Genomic DNA, 17,570 nt, shown 5'->3' with positions numbered 1-17,570 from the left:
AGGGCTCAGCGAATGAACAAGAAACGCCGTTCACAGCATTGGTATGGAAAGCTCGACAAGGACGGGTTCATTCACCGGTCGTGGATGAAGAATCAGGGCTTTCCCGATCACGCCTTTGACGGACGCCCCATTATTGGCATCTGCAACACATGGTCGGAACTCACCCCCTGCAACTCGGGCCTGCGCGATCTGGCCGAGGGCGTGAAACGCGGCGTGTGGGAGGCCGGAGGATTCCCAGTCGAGTTCCCCGTCATGTCACTGGGCGAGACCCAGATGAAACCCACCGCCATGCTGTTCCGCAATCTGCTGGCAATGGATGTCGAGGAATCCATTCGCGCCTATGGCATCGACGGTGTTGTCCTGTTGGGCGGATGTGACAAGACCACGCCGGGTCAGCTGATGGGCGCGGCCTCAGTCGATTTGCCCTCCATCGTCGTCAGCTCCGGCCCAATGCTGAACGGCAAGTATCGCGGGCAGGATATCGGTTCGGGCACCGACGTCTGGAAATTCTCCGAGGCCGTCCGCGCCGGAGAAATGACCCTGCAAGACTTCATGAACGCCGAATCCGGCATGTCGCGCAGCGCCGGCGTGTGCATGACCATGGGCACGGCCTCAACCATGGCCTCGCTGGTCGAGGCGATGGGCATGTCCCTGCCCACCAATGCCGCGTTGCCCGCCGTCGATGCGCGCCGTATGGCGCTGGCACATCTGACCGGAAAACGGATTGTCGAGATGGTGGATGAGGACCTTAAGCCCTCGGACATTTTGACCAAAGAGGCGTTCGAGAACGCCATTCTCACAAATGCCGCCGTGGGAGGCTCGACCAACGCCGTGGTTCACTTGCTGGCGCTGGCTGGCCGCGTGGGCGTGGACCTGACGCTGAAAGACTTCGAAATCGGGTCCGAAATCCCGCTGCTGGTGAACTGCATGCCCTCGGGCAAATATCTGATGGAAGACTTCTGCTATGCAGGCGGCGTGCCGGTGGTTCTGAATGAACTCAAACCCTTCCTGCGCCCGGCTAAAACGGTGCTGAACAAGGACATTTCGGCCCATTACGACGGCGCTGAGTGCTTCAACACAGACGTCATCCGCCCGCTCAACGATCCGGTCAAACCAGCTGCGGGTCTGCGCGTTCTGCGCGGAAACCTCGCGCCAAACGGGGCCATCGTGAAGCCCTCGGCAGCTACAGACGCTTTGCTGGAAACCGAAGCCGAGGCCTATGTTTTTGAGAACATCGAAGACCTCAAAGCAAATATCGACCGCGATGACCTGCCGGTGACGCCCAAGACCATTCTGGTTCTCAAAGGCTGTGGCCCAAAGGGCTATCCAGGGATGCCTGAGGTCGGCAATATGCCGATCCCCGCCAGGCTGGTGAAAGAGGGCGTGCGCGACATGATCCGTATCTCGGACGCGCGCATGTCCGGCACCGCCTATGGCACCGTCATCCTGCATGTTAGCCCCGAGGCTCAGGCGGGCGGAACGCTGGCGCTGGTGAAGACCGGCGACCGCATTCGCATTTCGGGCAGCAAGGGCGAGATGGAACTGCTGGTCAATGAAACCGAACTGGACGCCCGCCGCGCCGCGTGGCAACCGGACGATCCGCATTACACTCGCGGCTACGCGAAACTCTATATCGACCACGTGCTGCAGGCCGATCAGGGTGCAGACCTTGATTTCCTTGTTGGCAAAGACACCCGCCTTGTGACCAGAGAGAGCCACTGATGGACCAACCCGCCACATTCCACGACTTGGACGGAGCATCTGTCTACATCACCGGCGGCGGCTCGGGTGTCGGCGCGGCTCTGACCGACGGGTTTCTGGCCCAAGGTGCGAACGTCGCGTTTATCGGACGTTCGGACGCCAGCGCTTTTGTCGACAAAATGCGCGAAAAACACGGTCGCGCGCCCTTGTTCATGCAGGAAGACATGACGGATACCGAGTTGTTTCACGCCACTATGCAGAAAGCCGCCGAGGCGCATGGGCCGCTGAATGTGCTGGTCAACAACGCGGCCAACGACAAACGCCACTCGTTGGAAGAAACCACCACCGAGTTCTGGGATTGGATGATCGAGGTGAACCTCAAGGCCTATTACTTCGCCTGTCAGGAGGCCGCGCGGCAGATGACAAACGGGGGCGCGATCATCAACTTCAGCTCGATCAGCTACATGATGGGCAATGCGGGCTATCCGATCTACACCACCTCAAATGCCGGGATCACGGGCATGACGCGGTCCTTGGCGCGCGAGTTGGGGCCGCAGAACATCCGGGTCAATGCGCTGGCTCCTGGCTGGGTTCTGACGCAGAAACAATTGGATATGTGGGCCACGCCCGAGGATCTGGCCGCGCATATGGATCGCCAATGCCTGAAAGAACACCTGACGCCTGAAGACATGATTGCGCCGACCTTGTTTCTGGCCTCAGACGCCAGCCGCGCGATGACCGGGCAATGTATGGCCGTCGATGGCGGCGTTGTCGTAACGGGGTAAAGCCATGAATACCGAATGGATTGCTGTCGATTGGGGAACCTCGCATCTCCGGGCCTGGGCGATGCAGGGCGCTGCGGTGCTAGACCAAGCGCAGTCGGACAAAGGCATGGCGCGCGTAAAGCGGGATGAGTTCGAAAGTGCCCTGTTTGAATTGATTGAGGGTTGGCTGGGCGAGACTCCGGTTGAGGTGATCGCCTGCGGCATGGTCGGAGCCCGGCAGGGTTGGGTCGAGGCCCCATACTCCGCGGCGCCCTGCGACCCCACTCCAGTCGCTCCTTTCCGGGTTCCGGATACGGATCCTCGCATCCGGGCCTTTGTGGTGCCTGGATTGAAACAGATGTCGCCTCCAGACGTCATGCGCGGCGAAGAAACTCAGATTTCAGGTTATCTGTCTAGCCGCCCGAACTGGGACGGGGTGATCTGCCTGCCAGGCACGCACACCAAATGGGTACAGGTTAGCGCCAGCGAAGTCGTTAGCTTTCGTACCTTTATGACCGGCGAAATGTTCGATCTGCTGTGCGGACAATCGGTGCTGAAACACTCGGTCAGCAACGGTTGGGACGATGCCGCCTTTGCCGAGGCTGCGGCAGATGCTTTGTCCAAACCGGAACAACTGGCTGCACGTCTGTTTGGCCTGCGCGCTGCCGACTTGCTTCAAGGACAGGATGGGGGCGTGGCCAAGGCGCAACTTTCCGGCTTTCTGATCGGTGCCGAACTGGCGGCCACCCGACCCTATTGGCTGGGTCAACAACTGGTGATCGTCGGGGCCGATGACCTGTCCGACATTTACGCCAAAGCGTTGAAACAACAGGGTGCGTTCGTGGAAACCGCAAACAGTACGCAATGCACACTTACTGGCCTAATGCAGGCCTGCAAACTAGCAAGGCAAACCGCATGAGCCGTCCCATCATCGCCATTCTACGTGGTCTGACCCCTTCTGACGCTGCGGCCACAGGTCGGGCCCTAATCGACGCAGGTATCGACAAAATCGAAGTGCCGCTGAATTCGCCTGATCCAATGGACTCAATCGGCCTAATGGCCCGCGAATTTGGGGACCACGCCCTCATCGGCGCAGGCACCGTTCTGACGACTGAACAGGTCGATGCCGTGGCCGGATTTGGTGGTAAGCTGATCGTGTCACCGAATTGTGACGCGCAGGTGATCTCACACACCCATCAACTGGGTCTGGAAAGCTGGCCTGGCATCTTCACCCCGACCGAGGCCTTCGCCGCGCTCAAGGCCGGGGCAACAGGGCTGAAACTGTTTCCCGGCACGTTGGCTGGTCCAGCAGGGCTGTCCGCCTTGCGCGCGGTGTTACCCATAGGCACGCAGGTCTACGCCGTCGGCGGAGCAGGTCCCGAGAATTTCGGTGAGTGGATCAAAGCCAGCGCAGACGGGTTCGGCATCGGATCAGCGCTGTTCAAACCCGGGATGGCAGTTTCTGAGGTCGCAGACCGAGCGGCGCGGATTGTGGCCGCCTATGATAAGGCCGCCGGATGAGTTTCGTCTACGATGATCGCCCCTGCGAGTTGGGCGAAGGGCCCTTGTGGCATCCGGAACGGCAACAACTTTTCTGGTTTGATATCGTCAAAAAACGCCTGATGACAAGGGAGAACGGCGCGCAACGCAGTTGGCAGTTCGACGAACATGTGTCTGCCGCTGGCTGGGTCGACCGGGATACGCTTTTGGTGGCCTCTGAAACCGGGCTTTGGCGATTTGACCTTAAGACCGGCCAGACAGAACTGGTCACACCGCTTGAGGCCGGCAATCCGGTCACCCGTTCGAATGACGGGCGGGCGGACCCGTGGGGAGGGTTCTGGATCGGGACGATGGGTAAAGGCGCCGAGCCTGAAGTCGGTGCAATCTACCGCTATTGGCGCGGTGAGCTACGCCAACTGGTGCCGAATGTCACCATCTCGAACGCCATCTGTTTCGCGCCGGACCAATCCTGCGCCTATTACGCAGACACCGTAGTGAAGCAGGTCATGCGCTGGTCCTTGAACCCCGCGACCGGCTGGCCAGAGGGCGATAGCGCAGTGTTCCTAGACCTTCGGGTCGATTGTTTGAACCCTGACGGAGCGGTAGTCGATGCTGATGGCAACATCTGGATTGCGCAATGGGGGGCAAGCCGTGTCGCCGCCTATACCCCTGCGGGTCAGTTCCTGACGAGCGTTACGTTTGGTGCTGCACACACTTCGTGCCCGGCTTTCGGTGGCGAAGATCTGACCACCCTGTTCTGCACCACAGCGCGTGAAGGGCTTGACGCTGATACGCTTGCTGCGAAACCCAAAAATGGCATGACCTTTGCTGCCACCGGCGCAGGCAAAGGGCGGGCCGAGCACAGAGTCGTCCTATGAACCCCGAACTTGGCGTTTGCTATTACCCCGAACACTGGCCCGAAGAGATGTGGGCCGAAGACGCGGCCCTTATGGTGGAAACCGGCCTGACCTGGGTCCGGATCGGTGAATTTGCCTGGACTCGGATGGAACCTACGCTTGGCGATCTGCAGTTTGACTGGCTGGACCGGGCGGTTGACGTACTGGGCACCGCCGGCCTTAAGGTCGTGCTGGGTACGCCCACAGCGACACCGCCACGGTGGATGCTAGAGAAACACCCCGACATGCTGGCCATCGATGCGCAGGGGCAGCCCCGCAAGTTCGGCTCGCGCAGGCACTATTGCTTTAGCCATCAAGGTTATATCGAGGAATGCGCTCGCATCGCGCGGATCATGGGCGAACGCTACGGCCGCAACGCGCATGTTGCCGCGTGGCAGATCGACAATGAATATGGCTGCCACGATACGACTGTCAGCTTTAGTCAACCTGCCTTGCGTGCGTTTCGGCGCTGGCTGGCGGACCACTATGGCACGGTCGATGTCCTCAACGAGGCCTGGGGAAATGTGTTCTGGTCGATGGAATATGACAGTTTCGAACAGATCGACCTGCCCAACCTGACCGTGACCGAGCCCAACCCCGCGCATGTCTTGGCCTTCCGTCGGTTCAGCTCGGATCAGGTGGTGGCGTTTAACAAGGCGCAGGTCGATGTACTGCGGCCGCTGACCGACGCATCGCTTTTGCACAACTACATGGGCCGGATACTTGATTTCGACCATTTCCAAGTGGGTGAGGATTTGGATATCGCCACGTGGGATAGCTATCCGATCGGGTTCCTGTCTGACCGGCTCGAGGCGGATGACGCGCATAAAACCGCGTTTCTGCGACAGGGTGACCCAGATATGCAGGCCTTTCACCACGATCTCTACCGTGCTGTTGGCCGGGGTCGATGGTGGGTGATGGAGCAGCAACCCGGCCCGGTGAACTGGGCACCCTACAATCCGGCACCTCTGCCCGGAATGGTGCGCCTGTGGTCGCTTGAGGCGGTGGCGCATGGGGCTGAAGTGGTCAATTTTTTCCGCTGGCGGCAGGCTCCGTTTGCGCAAGAACAAATGCATGCGGGGTTGCTGACGCCGAATAACAAACCTGCACCGGCACTGGCTGAGGCATGCCAGACTGCCAGTGATCTGGCGGAACTGGGCGCAGTCACCCAGACGCAAACGGATGTGGCCATTCTGTTCGATTATGCCTCGGACTGGGCGTGGACCTCACAGCCTCAGGGGGCCGGGTTCAACTATTTCCGTCTTGTGTTCTCGGCCTATCGCGCATTGCGGCGGGCCGGACTGTCAGTAGATTTCATCTCGACGACCAACGAGCCCTTGGCAGGATACAAGCTGATCCTTGCTCCTGGCCTGGCCACGCTGGATGGTCATCTGGAAAAAAGCCTAACAGAGAATTGCAATCTGGCCATCCTTGGCCCTCGTAGCGGCGCTATCACGCATGATTTCCAAATCCCAGGCTCAGGACGACCGGGACTTTCAGGGCTGGATTGCGAGGTCGATCTGGTCGAAACCTTGCCCCCCAACGTGCGGCGCGATGTTGATGGTGGTGGGTCCGCACAACACTGGGTCGATCGTTTATCTGGCGAAGCCGCCGACCTGTTGACGTATTCAGACGGAACAGCTGCGTTAAAGGGCGAAGAAGGTCTATGGTATCTTTCAGGATTTCCAGATGAAGAACTTTGGGATCGAGTCATCACAATGGCCGCGCTAAAAGTCGGTTTGGATTTGTACCCGGTTCCCACAGGGCTGCGTAGACGCGAAACCGAGCAACACGTCTTCCTGATCAACTACAATGCTACGCCTGTTGTCTGGAGCGGGCACAAAATCGCACCCTGCGACGTGCTCATTCTAGACAAAGACACGGCAAAGAAGGGGTGACTCTCAAAGTATTTACCGCGGATTGGGTTCGCCAGAGAATCACCCGGATGGGTTTCGGTAAAGCATTCCTTGCAGATATCGTCGGATATGCTAGTCGGGATTTCGAATTCCTGATTATTCGAGATCGGCAGATTGCTGACTACATCAGTTGTTGATCTCGCCCGAATAAACCAATGCATTATAACTGCATGGTCGGCGTGTCTGTATAAACTGATGACGTCAATCAATTATACTGTGTAGCAAACGGGTTTGGTGGCCCAACGAGATTACAAGTCTCGCCAGACCGAAACACCATAGGGCGAGATTTCCGAACCTCCAAACAGATACGAACGCGCGCTGTCCTCCGGCAGCGACAGCGAGGTTGCGCCGTAGTTAAAGGCAAACCCCAACTCTCCGCGATAGGTGATCCGCAAATCCGGACCGCATTGTGAGGTAGGGATGTTTGCCCAGTTAAGCGCATTGGCCAGAACAGCTTGCAACAAGGGTCCGCGCGGGATCATCGCCAAATACGTTGCTCGGTCCGAGCGCACAATCGCCGGGCTGCCATCCCGGTATGCGCTGGAAAAGCAGGCGATTACAGTTTCCCTGGTCTCGATGATTTCGCGCCAACCGGTAAATTCATGCGTCGTACCATCCTCAAGACGAACTGTTTCACCCGCCAGATCCGGAAGCGATTCAACGCGCTGAACCTTGACACCGACCAACTCGGTCAATTCACCGGGGGCCAAGTCCTGTGGCGTGTGCATGTTGTTCGTCTGGCTCCCTGCGCGCGCGCCGACCAGAAGTTTGGTTTGGCTGTCCATCAGACGCGCCGCGAGTCCGGGAGAGACGATCATGCTTTGCGGGATAATGATCAAAGCATATCCGGTCAGATCGTCCTGCGGTCCAACAAAATCTAATTCGACACCTAGCGCGCGCAGTCCTGCATACCATTCGCGAAAAATCTGAGCATTCGGAAAGGCTTCATCATGCGGTAGAATATCCGCCGCCCAAATGGACTCGTAGTCCAGCAACATGGCCACCTGCGCCATTGCACGCGTGGCTTCTGGTAAAGCAGCACGCTCGGATACGACTTGAGCCAATTCTACCGCTGCTTGATCCTGACTGCCGTCAGCGCGCAGCAGCGCGGTATGATATTGCTCCTGTGCGAATTTGGCCTGCCGCCAGCGGAAGAACATCACCGTCTGCGCTCCGTGGGCATAGGCCGCCCAGGTCCAGAGGCGCACCATGCCATCTGCGGGTGAGGGGTTTTTCTCGGCCCAGTCCACCGGACCAGGCTGCTGTTCCAGCACCCACAAACGCCCTCTTCCCTGAGATCGATAGAGATCGCAATGAAATCCCTGATAGTCTGGTGCGCCCGTTCGCAAATAGCGGCGCTTTTCCTCGTCAGACAGGGTCGAGCCCAGCAGATTGCCCAGCGGATAACTGTCGAACCCGACAATATCCAGATCGACGGCTACGGCGTAATGGTCGAACTCGAAGCTGCCCGCCATGAAATTGTGGGTGATATCCCGGCCCGGAGAGAATTCTCGCAGCACATCCACTTGCGTCCGATTGAACAGCCGCACCCTGTCCGAGGAATAGCGCGCGAAGTCTAGCGCGTGCGTCGGGTTGGGGCTGGCAACCAGCCCGTTCGGCAATTCAATCTGGTCGAAACTAGAATAGCGCGCGCCCCAAAACACCGTCCCCCAAGTTTTATTCAGCGTATCAATCGAGCCATATCGCTCCGCCAGCCAGCGTCGGAACCCGTCTCGCGCGGCGTCTGAATAGCTTAGCACCGTATCGTGGTCATTATACTCGTTGTCGATCTGCCAGGCGTGGACATATGGGTTTTGTCCGTATCGGCGGGAGTATTCGGTGGCGATCCGGCGCGCCTCGGCCAGATAAACCTCGCTGGAGAAGCAGTAATGCCTTCGCGAGCCAAAGCCCCGCACTTTTCCATCAGCCCCGACTGGTAAGATTTCGGGGTGCTCGTCAATCAACCATTTCGGTGGTGCCGCAGTGGGCGTAGACATCATGACACGCAATCCCGCCTCGCCCAGAATGTCGATCACTTCATCCAGCCAATCCCACTTAAAGGTCCCACGCTTGGGTTCGATCAGACCCCAAGTGAACTCGGCGATGCGCACCCAATCCAGGCCCATCTCGGCCATACGCTGCGCGTCATCTCGCCAGAGCGACCGATCCCATTGTTCGGGGTAATAGCAAACCCCCAGTTCCAGTTTGCTCATCGGTCTTCTCTTGCCGTGCGGCGTTCAATCCACTTCAGGAAGCTGGCGCAGCCCAGCGTAATCACAACGTAGAGGATTGCAGCAGTGTTAAATGGAGCGAAGGGTAGGAAACTGGCCGCCTGAAACTCGCGCATGCGCTGGGTCATGTCGCGTACTGAGAGGATCGACAGCAGTGAAGTATCCTTGATCATCGCGATGAATTCGTTGCCCAATGGCGGCGTCACGATGCGCAAAGCCTGCGGCAGGATGATCAACCGCGCGGTTTGCCACCGCGACAGGCCCAACGATCCCCCGGCCTCGATCTGGCCCCTCGGGATGGCTTCGATGCCAGATCGGAATATTTCGGCCATATAGGCAGAATACCCGACCGAGATTGCAATGATCCCGCGGGTCATGTTGGTCATGTCGATACCGCCGCCTGTGGCATCCTTGACCGCGCCGGCCAGAGGCAGGCCGATATAGAGGATGATAACCAGCATCGGAATGCCGCGGATCGTGTCCACAAAGAACTCGGCCCCAACGGCCAGAGGGTGCAGTTTGTGCTGCGCGCCGCCAATGGTCAGGACCAGCAGCAGAAAGCCAAACACTGCAAAAGTCAGCGCAGGATTACGGTATTTGTCGGGCAGGAACTGTGTCTGCCAGATCACCGGATAACCCTTGGTGTTGACGCCGACCGGAACAAATGCGCCAGACACGCTGTCTACTGTTTCGATCTGCTCGACCGCGCTGGCAGCGTCCGGGGCACTTCGGATGCGGTATTGCTGGTCTTCGCTACCCTCAAACTCGCCAAACCGGATTATGTCCGCCTGCGCCTGAGGTGTCCCGCGCACAATGGCGATGCGCGCGTCCAGAGTGCCGATGAGTTCGTATTTGACCTGCGGCTGCATGAAAAAGAACGCCGAGATGGCCAGCAAGGTAAGACTGATGCAGCCATAAACAACCGTCGTCCGCGCCTTGGGCTTGAACGATTGCAGACCGACCCAGATCAGGCCCAGAATTGCAGCGAAAATATAAGCGAATATGGCCGCTCGGAATGTGATGGCCACGCCGGTGGCAAACTGCCAATGCGCCATGAACATCAGATAGAACAGCACCGCACCGGTCAGGATTTCAAACCCAAGCTGGGCATGACCTCGTAGACGAACTGGAAACTTGTTTGAAATCAGTATGACCGCAACCAATACCGCATAGGCGATTAACAGCACCTGAAGTCCAGTTTGAATCTGCGCAACCACTTCGGGAAACAACACCCAGGTTTGCGAGGACCGATCTATCAGGGTCGAAGTGTTTTCGCTGAGCGCATGAAAGAAGACCGACTCGGCGAACGGCATTATCACCTGCGGCGCAACGAAGCCCAGAGCCACCAGCGCCAGTGCCGCCGGAAACGCGGCCAGTGCCGAGAAACGCACCCATCCCGGCGCCGTCTGGTACCGCGCATTGCGGGCACAGAGATAACCTAGGATAGCCACCACGAGAACCAGCAGAAACCCGACAAAGATTGGACCGGCATTATTCCCGATCCCCAAGATCGCCATCAACGACCGCAGGTATTTCGAAGAGGTTGCAAACAGGTAGATAATGAAAGGGGCCGCAGCGAGCAGAACAAGATTGCTCGGGCGGATCGCGCTTAAACGCTTCATGGGACCTCACAGCATTCAGGCGACCCGGTGCCAAACGACACCGGGCCGATATGGGTCGGCTTATTCAGTGCCCCAGTACTTACCGATCAACTTGTCCAGAGTGCCGTCTGCCTCAATCGCTGCCAGCCCTTTGTTGATGGCGTCAACCGTGGCGTCGCCCTCCTGAAACACGATGCCCAGCGGATCTGACTGCAGGCCGGTTATGCCGACCGTCAACTCGCCCGCAAACTCCTGTTCGTAGGCCGCGGCTGAGGTGCCATCAATGATGACGCCCTGCACATCGGCATTTTGCAACGCCAAGATTGCGGCCGAGAAATTGTCATATAGGCTGACATTTTCGCGCCCGACCAACTCCTCGGCCAGCTGCGCATTCGTGGTGCCGGTCTGCGCCGCCAGTTTCTGGCCGCCGGCCTTGAAATCATCCAGTGTCATGTCCGCATTGTCGACTTGCAACAGAATGGCCTGACTGACCACGATGTAAGGCTCCGAGAAATCCATCGTCTCTTCCCGTTCCGGCGTGATCGACACGCCCGAGATTACTAGGTCAAACTCACCCTGCTGAAGCGCCGCAAAGATGCCGTCCCAGGCGGTATTGACGAAATTCGGGACGCAATTCACCTGCTCACAGATCGCATTCATCACATCCACGTCAAAACCCACGATCTGACCGGTTGTTTCATCAACGGTTTCCATTGGCGGATAGGTTGCGTCCGTGCCGATTTTCAACACACGCCCTTCCAGATCGGCGGCGAAGGCCGTCGGGGCTGCTATTGCGATCAGCGCCGCTGCGGACAGTAGGTTTCTGAACATCTCCAAATACTCCTCTGTTGGGTCAATTTGTGGGTGCGGATTGCAGCACCGGGGTGTCAGGTTGCCGCTCGATAAGCGTGGCCCTGATCTTTTTCTGGATCTCGGACGGATCGGCCCCGTCCAAAGCTTTCAACATAAATTCGCCAAGCAGGCGGCTGCTCTCTTCGATCGGCACATAGTATGTGCTGGGTGCTGGCACGAAATAACGGCTGAGTTGCAGATCATCGGTGGAGATGACAACCAGGTCACGGCCAACCTGCACCCCCGCCTTGTGGGCCGAGGACAGCACACCCAGCGTCATTGCTTCATTCGCACAAATACAGGCCGTGGGCCGATCCCTAACCTGCATCATCGCCTCGAAACTACGTTGCCCGGTGCGCGCCGTGGTCGGACCGTTGAAAATCAAAGCTGGGTCCGGCGTCATTCCGACGTCGGCCAACGCCTGTTCGTATCCACTCTGGCGCTGCGTCGCATAAATCAACTCGTTCGGGGGGTTCACCAAGGCAATGCGCTGATGGCCCAGCCGCAGCAGCCGTGCGGTCGCATCAAACGCCGCCGCCTGACTGTCGATATCAACAAACGCATGAGGCACCTCGGTGTCACTCATACCCATGGTCACGAAAGGAAAGGTGTTTTCCTGCAAATACGCAATACGTGGATCGTCATGCAAAGTGCCTGAAAATATGACTCCGTCCGCCAACCCGTCCTGAACAATGCGCGTCAAGGTCGTCATTGCATCCGGAATATCGGCCACGTTGAATACGCTCATCTCATACCGCGAGCCCTGCAAGGCCTCGGATATCCCCGCCAATATGCGGGTGAATTCCACGCCCTCCCATTCTTCGCCCGCATCCGTCGAGATGCTGACCAACACCGCTATCCGGTAAGATTTGTTAGTACGCAGTTTCAGCCCATCCAAGTTGACGCGATACCCCAACCGGGCGGCGGTGGCCTGAATCTCCTGCCGTGTTTCTTCTTTGACCGATTTCACCCCACGCAACGCGTTCGAGACCGTACCGACGGAATAGCCGGTCTCTTTCGCGATCGACTTAATCGTGGCGCGCGGCATCACCCGACCTCCGTCTTCAGTTGGTTCAACAGAAAGTGACGCCCAGTCAGCAAAGTCTCCGCGTGGTTTGGCGTTTCATCATGTTCGACAAACAGATCACTGCAGGGGCTGTTCTCAAGAATGCCCAGCAGCCGGGACCAATCCACAACTCCCTTCCCCAAGTTGCGCCATCGGTCATCCCCCTGCCCTGCCCGCGGATCCGCGTCTTTTGCGTGTACGGAAAGGATGCGCCCAGCATATCTGCACAAAAGATCGGCCGGGTCGGCTACCGAAACGGCCAGCCAGCCGATATCGGGCTGCCAAAACACGGTCTCATTTGCAAGAACCAGGTCCAGAGGCATTTCTCCAAACTCGCCGACGAGATCGAAGTCATGATTGTGATAGGCCAAACGAACACCATGATGGGCCAACCGCTTGGCCCACTGCGCGAGTTGCTGCGCCACCGCTTCCCATCCTTCGGTGGTGCTTGGCCGAACCTCGGGTGGCAGCCATGGCATAACGGCCACCGGGCAATTCATAAGGTCGAGCAAGGTCAATATCTCATCGAACCGTCCCTCGAACTCATCCCAGTCAAAATGCGCTGATCGAACAGACAGACCAGACTGCGTCACCAGCCGCGCCATGTCCCGCGGGAGCAAGTCATGAAAGCCAATCGTCTCGATATCCGTAAAACCGCAAGCGCTGATCAGGTCCAGCTGCGCGACCAAATCGCCCAGTTGTCTAACGGTATAAAGCTGCGCCGCGATCCGCATATCCCGAGGGCAATCCTTATTGAAACGTTTCAATAAGGGTGAAACAGCAATACCCCTTCTGTCAAGCTTCGTCTCTTTTAGGCTCAAAACGCCAAAAATATGCTCAAAAAGCACCCCAATTTACAAATGATACCGCTAACGGCTAGAATACAGCAGGCCGAACTGATAGTTGGCGGCGCAACCGGCCCAAACAGGTTCTGACCATGCACTACACCCGCTCCGATTTCCCCAAGGATTTCCTTTTTGGCGTCACAGGCTCGTCTGAGCAGAACTTCGACCTAGTACGCGAAGCTGGATTTGATTGTTTTCAGTTTCCGGTCAGTTGGGCACAGGTTCTGCCTGACGGGCGAGGCGAAGTAAATCAGGCGGGTTTGGACACTTACGAACGGTTGGCCGACGCGCTGCTGGAACACGGTATCCGCCCCTGCGCGATGCTATCTAACGGCGAACTGCCCCCCGCGCTGGATGACTTGGGCGGGTGGCGAAATCGGGATATCACTGGTTGGTTTGTCGACTATACCGAGGTTGTCATGAGCCGCATCGGCGATCGGGTATTTAAAGTCGCGCCAATCAGTCTGCCCTCACAAGTCAACTCTCTTAACGACTGTGACAGCCACCGTGCTACCGCCCGTGCAATCCACCACGTGTTGCTTGCACATGGTCGGGCGATCGACGCGATGCGTGGCCTCGGAATGTCCAATCTGGGCGTGGCAATCGATCAGGATTGGGTTGTTCTTGCCGAAAATACCCCCGAGACCCATCGGGCAACTGCCCCTCACGACAATTTACTGACACGGTTCTTTCTGAGCGGCCTATTCAATAAAGCCTACCCTCATAGTGACCTTGAGGATCTGGAACCTAACCTTCCGACCGGCTGGCAGAAAGACTTCGCCACTATCGGAGAACCGGTCGACTGGTGCAGTCTGAACTGTGTCACCCACGCTCAGATCAAACCATCGACACTTACCCATTTCATAACCCACACTAAGCAGGAATACACCCGCGACCTGCCGATCTATATCACTGCCAACAACGTCATCGATCCAGATCAAAACCGGATTGAACGTCTCACTTGCCACTTAACGGCGGCAAAAGACGCTTTGGAACAGGGCGCGCCGATCAAAGGGTTTTTCATCGGCCCCCCTCCCGAAAATGCTGAAGAGGCCCGTGTCAAAAAGAACCGGTTTAGCTTGGTCAATTTGGATTTCGAAACGCCAGGGATTGACCAAAATGCCTCTTCTAGCGGTCTGAAATCAGCTCTGTCGGACGGATCCGTATCACTACCTTTGGCGCAACCTTCCGGGGCAATGCGAAAACACTGGAATCTGGTTGCGGATATTGGCGGCACCAACACTCGGCTGGGCGTAATCTCCGAAGGTAAGTTAATCGATTTGCGCAAGTACCCAACCAGCGGTTTGTCTGAGCTACTAGAGGCGTTTCATAGCTTGCGTGACGAAATCGGCACCAACCCGCGCGCAGTCGTAGCGGCCGGGGCCGGACCTGTAAACAACGGAACGATCCGGCTGACAAATGCCCAACTCGACCTCTCGGAATCTGATATCGGCAATGCCACAGGTGCGCAGCACACTTTTGTAATCAACGACTTTACAGCTGCAGCGTGGTCAGTGGCCGAGATCACCGGCGATGATGTCGAGGTTTTGCAAGGCGCGACCACTCCGCCTTTGGGGACACGGCTGGTTGTGGGGCCCGGCACCGGTCTGGGCGTAGGAACCTTGCTGTACTCCGACGGCCGCTATCACACCGCATCCGGCGAAGGGGGCCATATCGGTCTTTCACCACGCCACGTCGACGAGGTCGAGATTTTCAAGGCTGCTCGCCATATCGCTCCGGAATGCTTCTTTGATGATACCTTGGTTCTTGAGGCTGAAATGTTCCTCAGCGGCACTGGCTTACCGATCCTGTACCGCGCCGCCGGGATGGCCGCTGGCCAGGCGGACACACCTGTGCGTAGTGCTAGGGAGATCCTAGAAGACGCCCGAGCACAGACCGACCCGATTGCCGAAAAAACCGCTCATATGTTCACCACCCATTTAGGGGCCGTGATGGGAGATCTCGCCGTAGTGCTCATGCCGATGGGCGGCGTTTTTCTTGTGGGCGGCGTGGCTGAAAAAAACCGCTGGCTGTTCAAAGATGCATTCCGTGATGCCTTTAATGCCGGTGGTCGGTTCAGCGATTTGCGCCGGTCGATGAATCTTTATGTTTCGGAACAGGACGAATTTGGTATTGTTGGCGCTAACAATTTCTGTAAAGGTGCGCTCACGCGGTAAACTGATCGCCTCATCCCTTGAAAAAGAAAGGACCACGGCATGATCCTGTGCTGCGGTGAAGCCCTGATCGACATGATCGCCGCCCCGACGGTTTCGGGCGGTGACGGCTTTGTTCCCCATTCCGGCGGAGCCATCTTCAACACGGCCATTGCGCTTGGACGACTGGGGGCTCCGGTCGGACTGCTGGCGGGTTTGTCCTCGGACATGTTTGGTCAGCAACTTGAAGACGCCCTGCAGACCAGTCACGTGGATACCAGCCATGTTATCCGCTCGGACCGCCCTACGACATTGGCGTTTGTACAGTTGAAGGACGGGCACGCCACCTACAGTTTCATTGACGAAAACTCGGCTGGCAGGATGCTGATGCCCGAGGATATGCCGGGGCAGTTGCCCGCCGTGACGGCGCTGTATTTCGGCGGGATCAGCTTGGCTTGTGAGCCCTGTGCGGATGCCTACGCCGCGTTGCTGGATCGGCACGGGGCGGACCGCGCCGTGATGATCGACCCGAATATCCGACCGGATTTCATCAAGGATCAAACCCGCTATCGCACGCGCCTTAACCGCATGATCGCACAGGCCGACATCGTGAAGGTCTCGGATGAGGATCTGGACTGGATCGTCCCAGGCCCGGAAACCATCGCCGAGAAGGTACCCCTGCTGCTGCAATCCGGACCTGCCGTAGTCATCGTAACCCGAGGGGGCGACGGTGCGTCAGGTTATCTAAGGGATGGTTCAGAAACCTCGGTTCCCGTTCAGCGGGTCGAGGTCGTGGACACCGTTGGCGCAGGTGACACATTCAATGCCGGTGTTCTGGCGGAACTCGAGCGTGCCGGTCACCTGACTAAATCCGGCCTGCGCGATCTGAGCACCGAAAGCCTGCGCGCGGCCCTCACCAATGGTGCCCGAGTCGCCGCCATTACAGTATCCCGCGCCGGGGCCAATCCACCCTGGGCGCACGAGCTTTGACCCACAGGGGGCACTATGAAACGTTCTGATATCAACGCCATCAAAACCGAGGCGGAAGCCTTCATCCGTTCTTTCGGCGCCGTCCTGCCGCCTTTTGCCAACTGGTCGCCCGACCAAATGCGGAGTGACCAAGCAGCGGGCATTCGCGAGCGCGGGCTTGGCTGGGATATCACCGACTACGGACAGGGGCGGTTCGACGAGTTGGGCTTGTTCCTCTTCACTCTGCGCAACGGCGATGTCGGGGATCTGAACAGTGGTCGTGGGATGCTATATGCCGAAAAACTTCTGGTCTCGCGCGACAAACAGCTGTCGCCAATGCACCGCCATATCGTCAAGGCCGAAGATATCATCAACCGCGGCGGCGGCGATCTGGTGATGGAGATCTATGCCTCGGACGCCGAAGGCGGCATTGACCGTGACACCCCCGTTGTCGTGCCTAGCGACGGCTGTCCGGTGACGATCAAACCTGGTGAGTTGCTGCGCTTGAAACCGGGGGAAAGCGTCACTCTGATGCCCGGCATCTGGCATGCGTTTTGGGCGGAAAAGGGTGATTGTTTGATTGGCGAGGTTTCGACCGTCAATGACGACCGCACCGATAACGTGTTCGAAGACCCGATCCCGCGGTATGCCACGATCGAGGAGGACGCCGAACCGGATTTCCTTCTGGTCGCAGATTACTACGCCTAAATTGATAAGTCCCTTTTCCAAAACCGGAAAAGCGAATTAACATGGTCCTCGAAGCCGGGGGTAAGGTTACTGACCTCAACCCGCGCACCAATTGCAAGAGGACCGATCCAATGGTCACGAAAGCCGAGCTTGAAGCCGAGGTCGCCAATTTGCGTCGACAATTGGCTGAACAAACCGAAGCGAATGAAAAGGCCTCTGCGTCGGAGCAGCATGACACAGTGGCCGACAGGATCGCTGAGAATATCGACGGCTGGACCGGTCAGTTGGAAGAAGCTTTAACCGAATTAGAGGATCTGCCGCACAAAAGGCCGATCCTGTTTGCACTTGGCATTTTTACGCTTGGCTACCTGCTAGGCCGGTCTCGGTAG

The 17,570-nt window shown here is 57.9% G+C and carries 15 protein-coding genes; 10 read left to right on the top strand and 5 right to left on the bottom strand.

Annotation, left to right across the window (positions count from 1 at the left end; all coding sequences use genetic code 11):
* Nucleotides 1-12: 12 nt before the first annotated feature.
* From ABLN94_RS06880 to ABLN94_RS06855, 6 genes are read left to right on the top strand one after another with little or no spacing between them, the layout of a single operon-like run.
* Nucleotides 13-1,722 carry an IlvD/Edd family dehydratase gene (locus ABLN94_RS06880; RefSeq protein WP_352990813.1) on the top strand — a complete coding sequence of 570 codons (1,710 nt, stop codon included), beginning with the start codon at nt 13-15 and terminating at the stop codon, nt 1,720-1,722.
* A complete protein-coding gene (locus ABLN94_RS06875) occupies nt 1,722-2,486 on the top strand; it encodes an SDR family NAD(P)-dependent oxidoreductase (protein ID WP_352990810.1) in 765 nt (254 codons plus the stop codon). The genes ABLN94_RS06880 and ABLN94_RS06875 overlap by 1 nt, the downstream gene beginning before the upstream one ends.
* Before the next feature lie 4 nt (nt 2,487-2,490).
* Nucleotides 2,491-3,384, top strand: coding sequence for a 2-dehydro-3-deoxygalactonokinase (locus ABLN94_RS06870; RefSeq protein ID WP_352990808.1), 894 nt, complete (start codon nt 2,491-2,493; stop codon nt 3,382-3,384).
* A complete protein-coding gene (locus tag ABLN94_RS06865; protein WP_352990805.1) occupies nt 3,381-3,986 on the top strand; it encodes a 2-dehydro-3-deoxy-6-phosphogalactonate aldolase in 606 nt (201 codons plus the stop codon). Before ABLN94_RS06870 ends, ABLN94_RS06865 begins: the two co-directional genes overlap by 4 nt.
* Nucleotides 3,983-4,843 carry an SMP-30/gluconolactonase/LRE family protein gene (locus tag ABLN94_RS06860; RefSeq protein ID WP_352990803.1) on the top strand — a complete coding sequence of 287 codons (861 nt, stop codon included), beginning with the start codon at nt 3,983-3,985 and terminating at the stop codon, nt 4,841-4,843. The genes ABLN94_RS06865 and ABLN94_RS06860 overlap by 4 nt, the downstream gene beginning before the upstream one ends.
* Nucleotides 4,840-6,759 (top strand): beta-galactosidase, encoded by a 1,920-nt coding sequence (locus ABLN94_RS06855; protein WP_352990801.1) that lies wholly within the window; start codon nt 4,840-4,842, stop codon nt 6,757-6,759. Before ABLN94_RS06860 ends, ABLN94_RS06855 begins: the two co-directional genes overlap by 4 nt.
* Nucleotides 6,760-7,025: 266 nt before the next feature.
* Here ABLN94_RS06855 and ABLN94_RS06850 read toward each other — a convergent pair whose 3' ends face one another.
* The 5 genes from ABLN94_RS06850 to ABLN94_RS06830 are packed head-to-tail and all read right to left on the bottom strand — an operon-like array spanning nt 7,026 to nt 13,261.
* Nucleotides 7,026-8,990 (bottom strand): beta-galactosidase, encoded by a 1,965-nt coding sequence (locus ABLN94_RS06850; RefSeq protein WP_352990799.1) that lies wholly within the window; start codon nt 8,988-8,990, stop codon nt 7,026-7,028.
* Nucleotides 8,987-10,630, bottom strand: coding sequence for an amino acid ABC transporter permease (locus tag ABLN94_RS06845; RefSeq protein ID WP_352990796.1), 1,644 nt, complete (start codon nt 10,628-10,630; stop codon nt 8,987-8,989). The genes ABLN94_RS06850 and ABLN94_RS06845 overlap by 4 nt, the downstream gene beginning before the upstream one ends.
* A gap of 60 nt (nt 10,631-10,690) precedes the next feature.
* Nucleotides 10,691-11,440, bottom strand: a complete 750-nt coding sequence (locus ABLN94_RS06840; protein ID WP_352990793.1) for a basic amino acid ABC transporter substrate-binding protein — start codon at nt 11,438-11,440, stop codon at nt 10,691-10,693.
* A gap of 22 nt (nt 11,441-11,462) precedes the next feature.
* Nucleotides 11,463-12,509: a LacI family DNA-binding transcriptional regulator gene (locus ABLN94_RS06835; RefSeq protein ID WP_352990790.1), complete on the bottom strand. Its 1,047-nt coding sequence runs from the start codon at nt 12,507-12,509 to the stop codon at nt 11,463-11,465.
* Nucleotides 12,509-13,261, bottom strand: coding sequence for a sugar phosphate isomerase/epimerase family protein (locus ABLN94_RS06830; RefSeq protein ID WP_352990787.1), 753 nt, complete (start codon nt 13,259-13,261; stop codon nt 12,509-12,511). Before ABLN94_RS06830 ends, ABLN94_RS06835 begins: the two co-directional genes overlap by 1 nt.
* Nucleotides 13,262-13,464: 203 nt before the next feature.
* Between ABLN94_RS06830 and ABLN94_RS06825 the strand changes: the two genes are divergently transcribed.
* The 4 genes from ABLN94_RS06825 to ABLN94_RS06810 all read left to right on the top strand — a co-directional run bounded on the left by ABLN94_RS06825 (nt 13,465) and on the right by ABLN94_RS06810 (nt 17,570).
* Nucleotides 13,465-15,549 carry a family 1 glycosylhydrolase gene (locus ABLN94_RS06825; RefSeq protein WP_352990784.1) on the top strand — a complete coding sequence of 695 codons (2,085 nt, stop codon included), beginning with the start codon at nt 13,465-13,467 and terminating at the stop codon, nt 15,547-15,549.
* A 39-nt stretch (nt 15,550-15,588) separates the two neighbouring features.
* Nucleotides 15,589-16,515, top strand: coding sequence for a carbohydrate kinase family protein (locus ABLN94_RS06820; protein WP_352990782.1), 927 nt, complete (start codon nt 15,589-15,591; stop codon nt 16,513-16,515).
* Nucleotides 16,516-16,530: 15 nt separating this feature from the next.
* The gene (locus ABLN94_RS06815) at nt 16,531-17,202 is read left to right on the top strand and encodes a D-lyxose/D-mannose family sugar isomerase (RefSeq protein ID WP_352990779.1); all 672 of its coding nucleotides are present in this window, start codon (nt 16,531-16,533) and stop codon (nt 17,200-17,202) included.
* Nucleotides 17,203-17,312: 110 nt separating this feature from the next.
* The gene (locus ABLN94_RS06810; protein WP_352990776.1) at nt 17,313-17,570 is read left to right on the top strand and encodes a hypothetical protein; all 258 of its coding nucleotides are present in this window, start codon (nt 17,313-17,315) and stop codon (nt 17,568-17,570) included.

It is taken from the genome of Ruegeria sp. SCP11 (assembly GCF_040329455.1).
In the GTDB taxonomy this organism is placed as follows: domain Bacteria; phylum Pseudomonadota; class Alphaproteobacteria; order Rhodobacterales; family Rhodobacteraceae; genus Ruegeria; species Ruegeria atlantica_E.
This window is presented reverse-complemented; position numbering and strand designations above follow the sequence as displayed.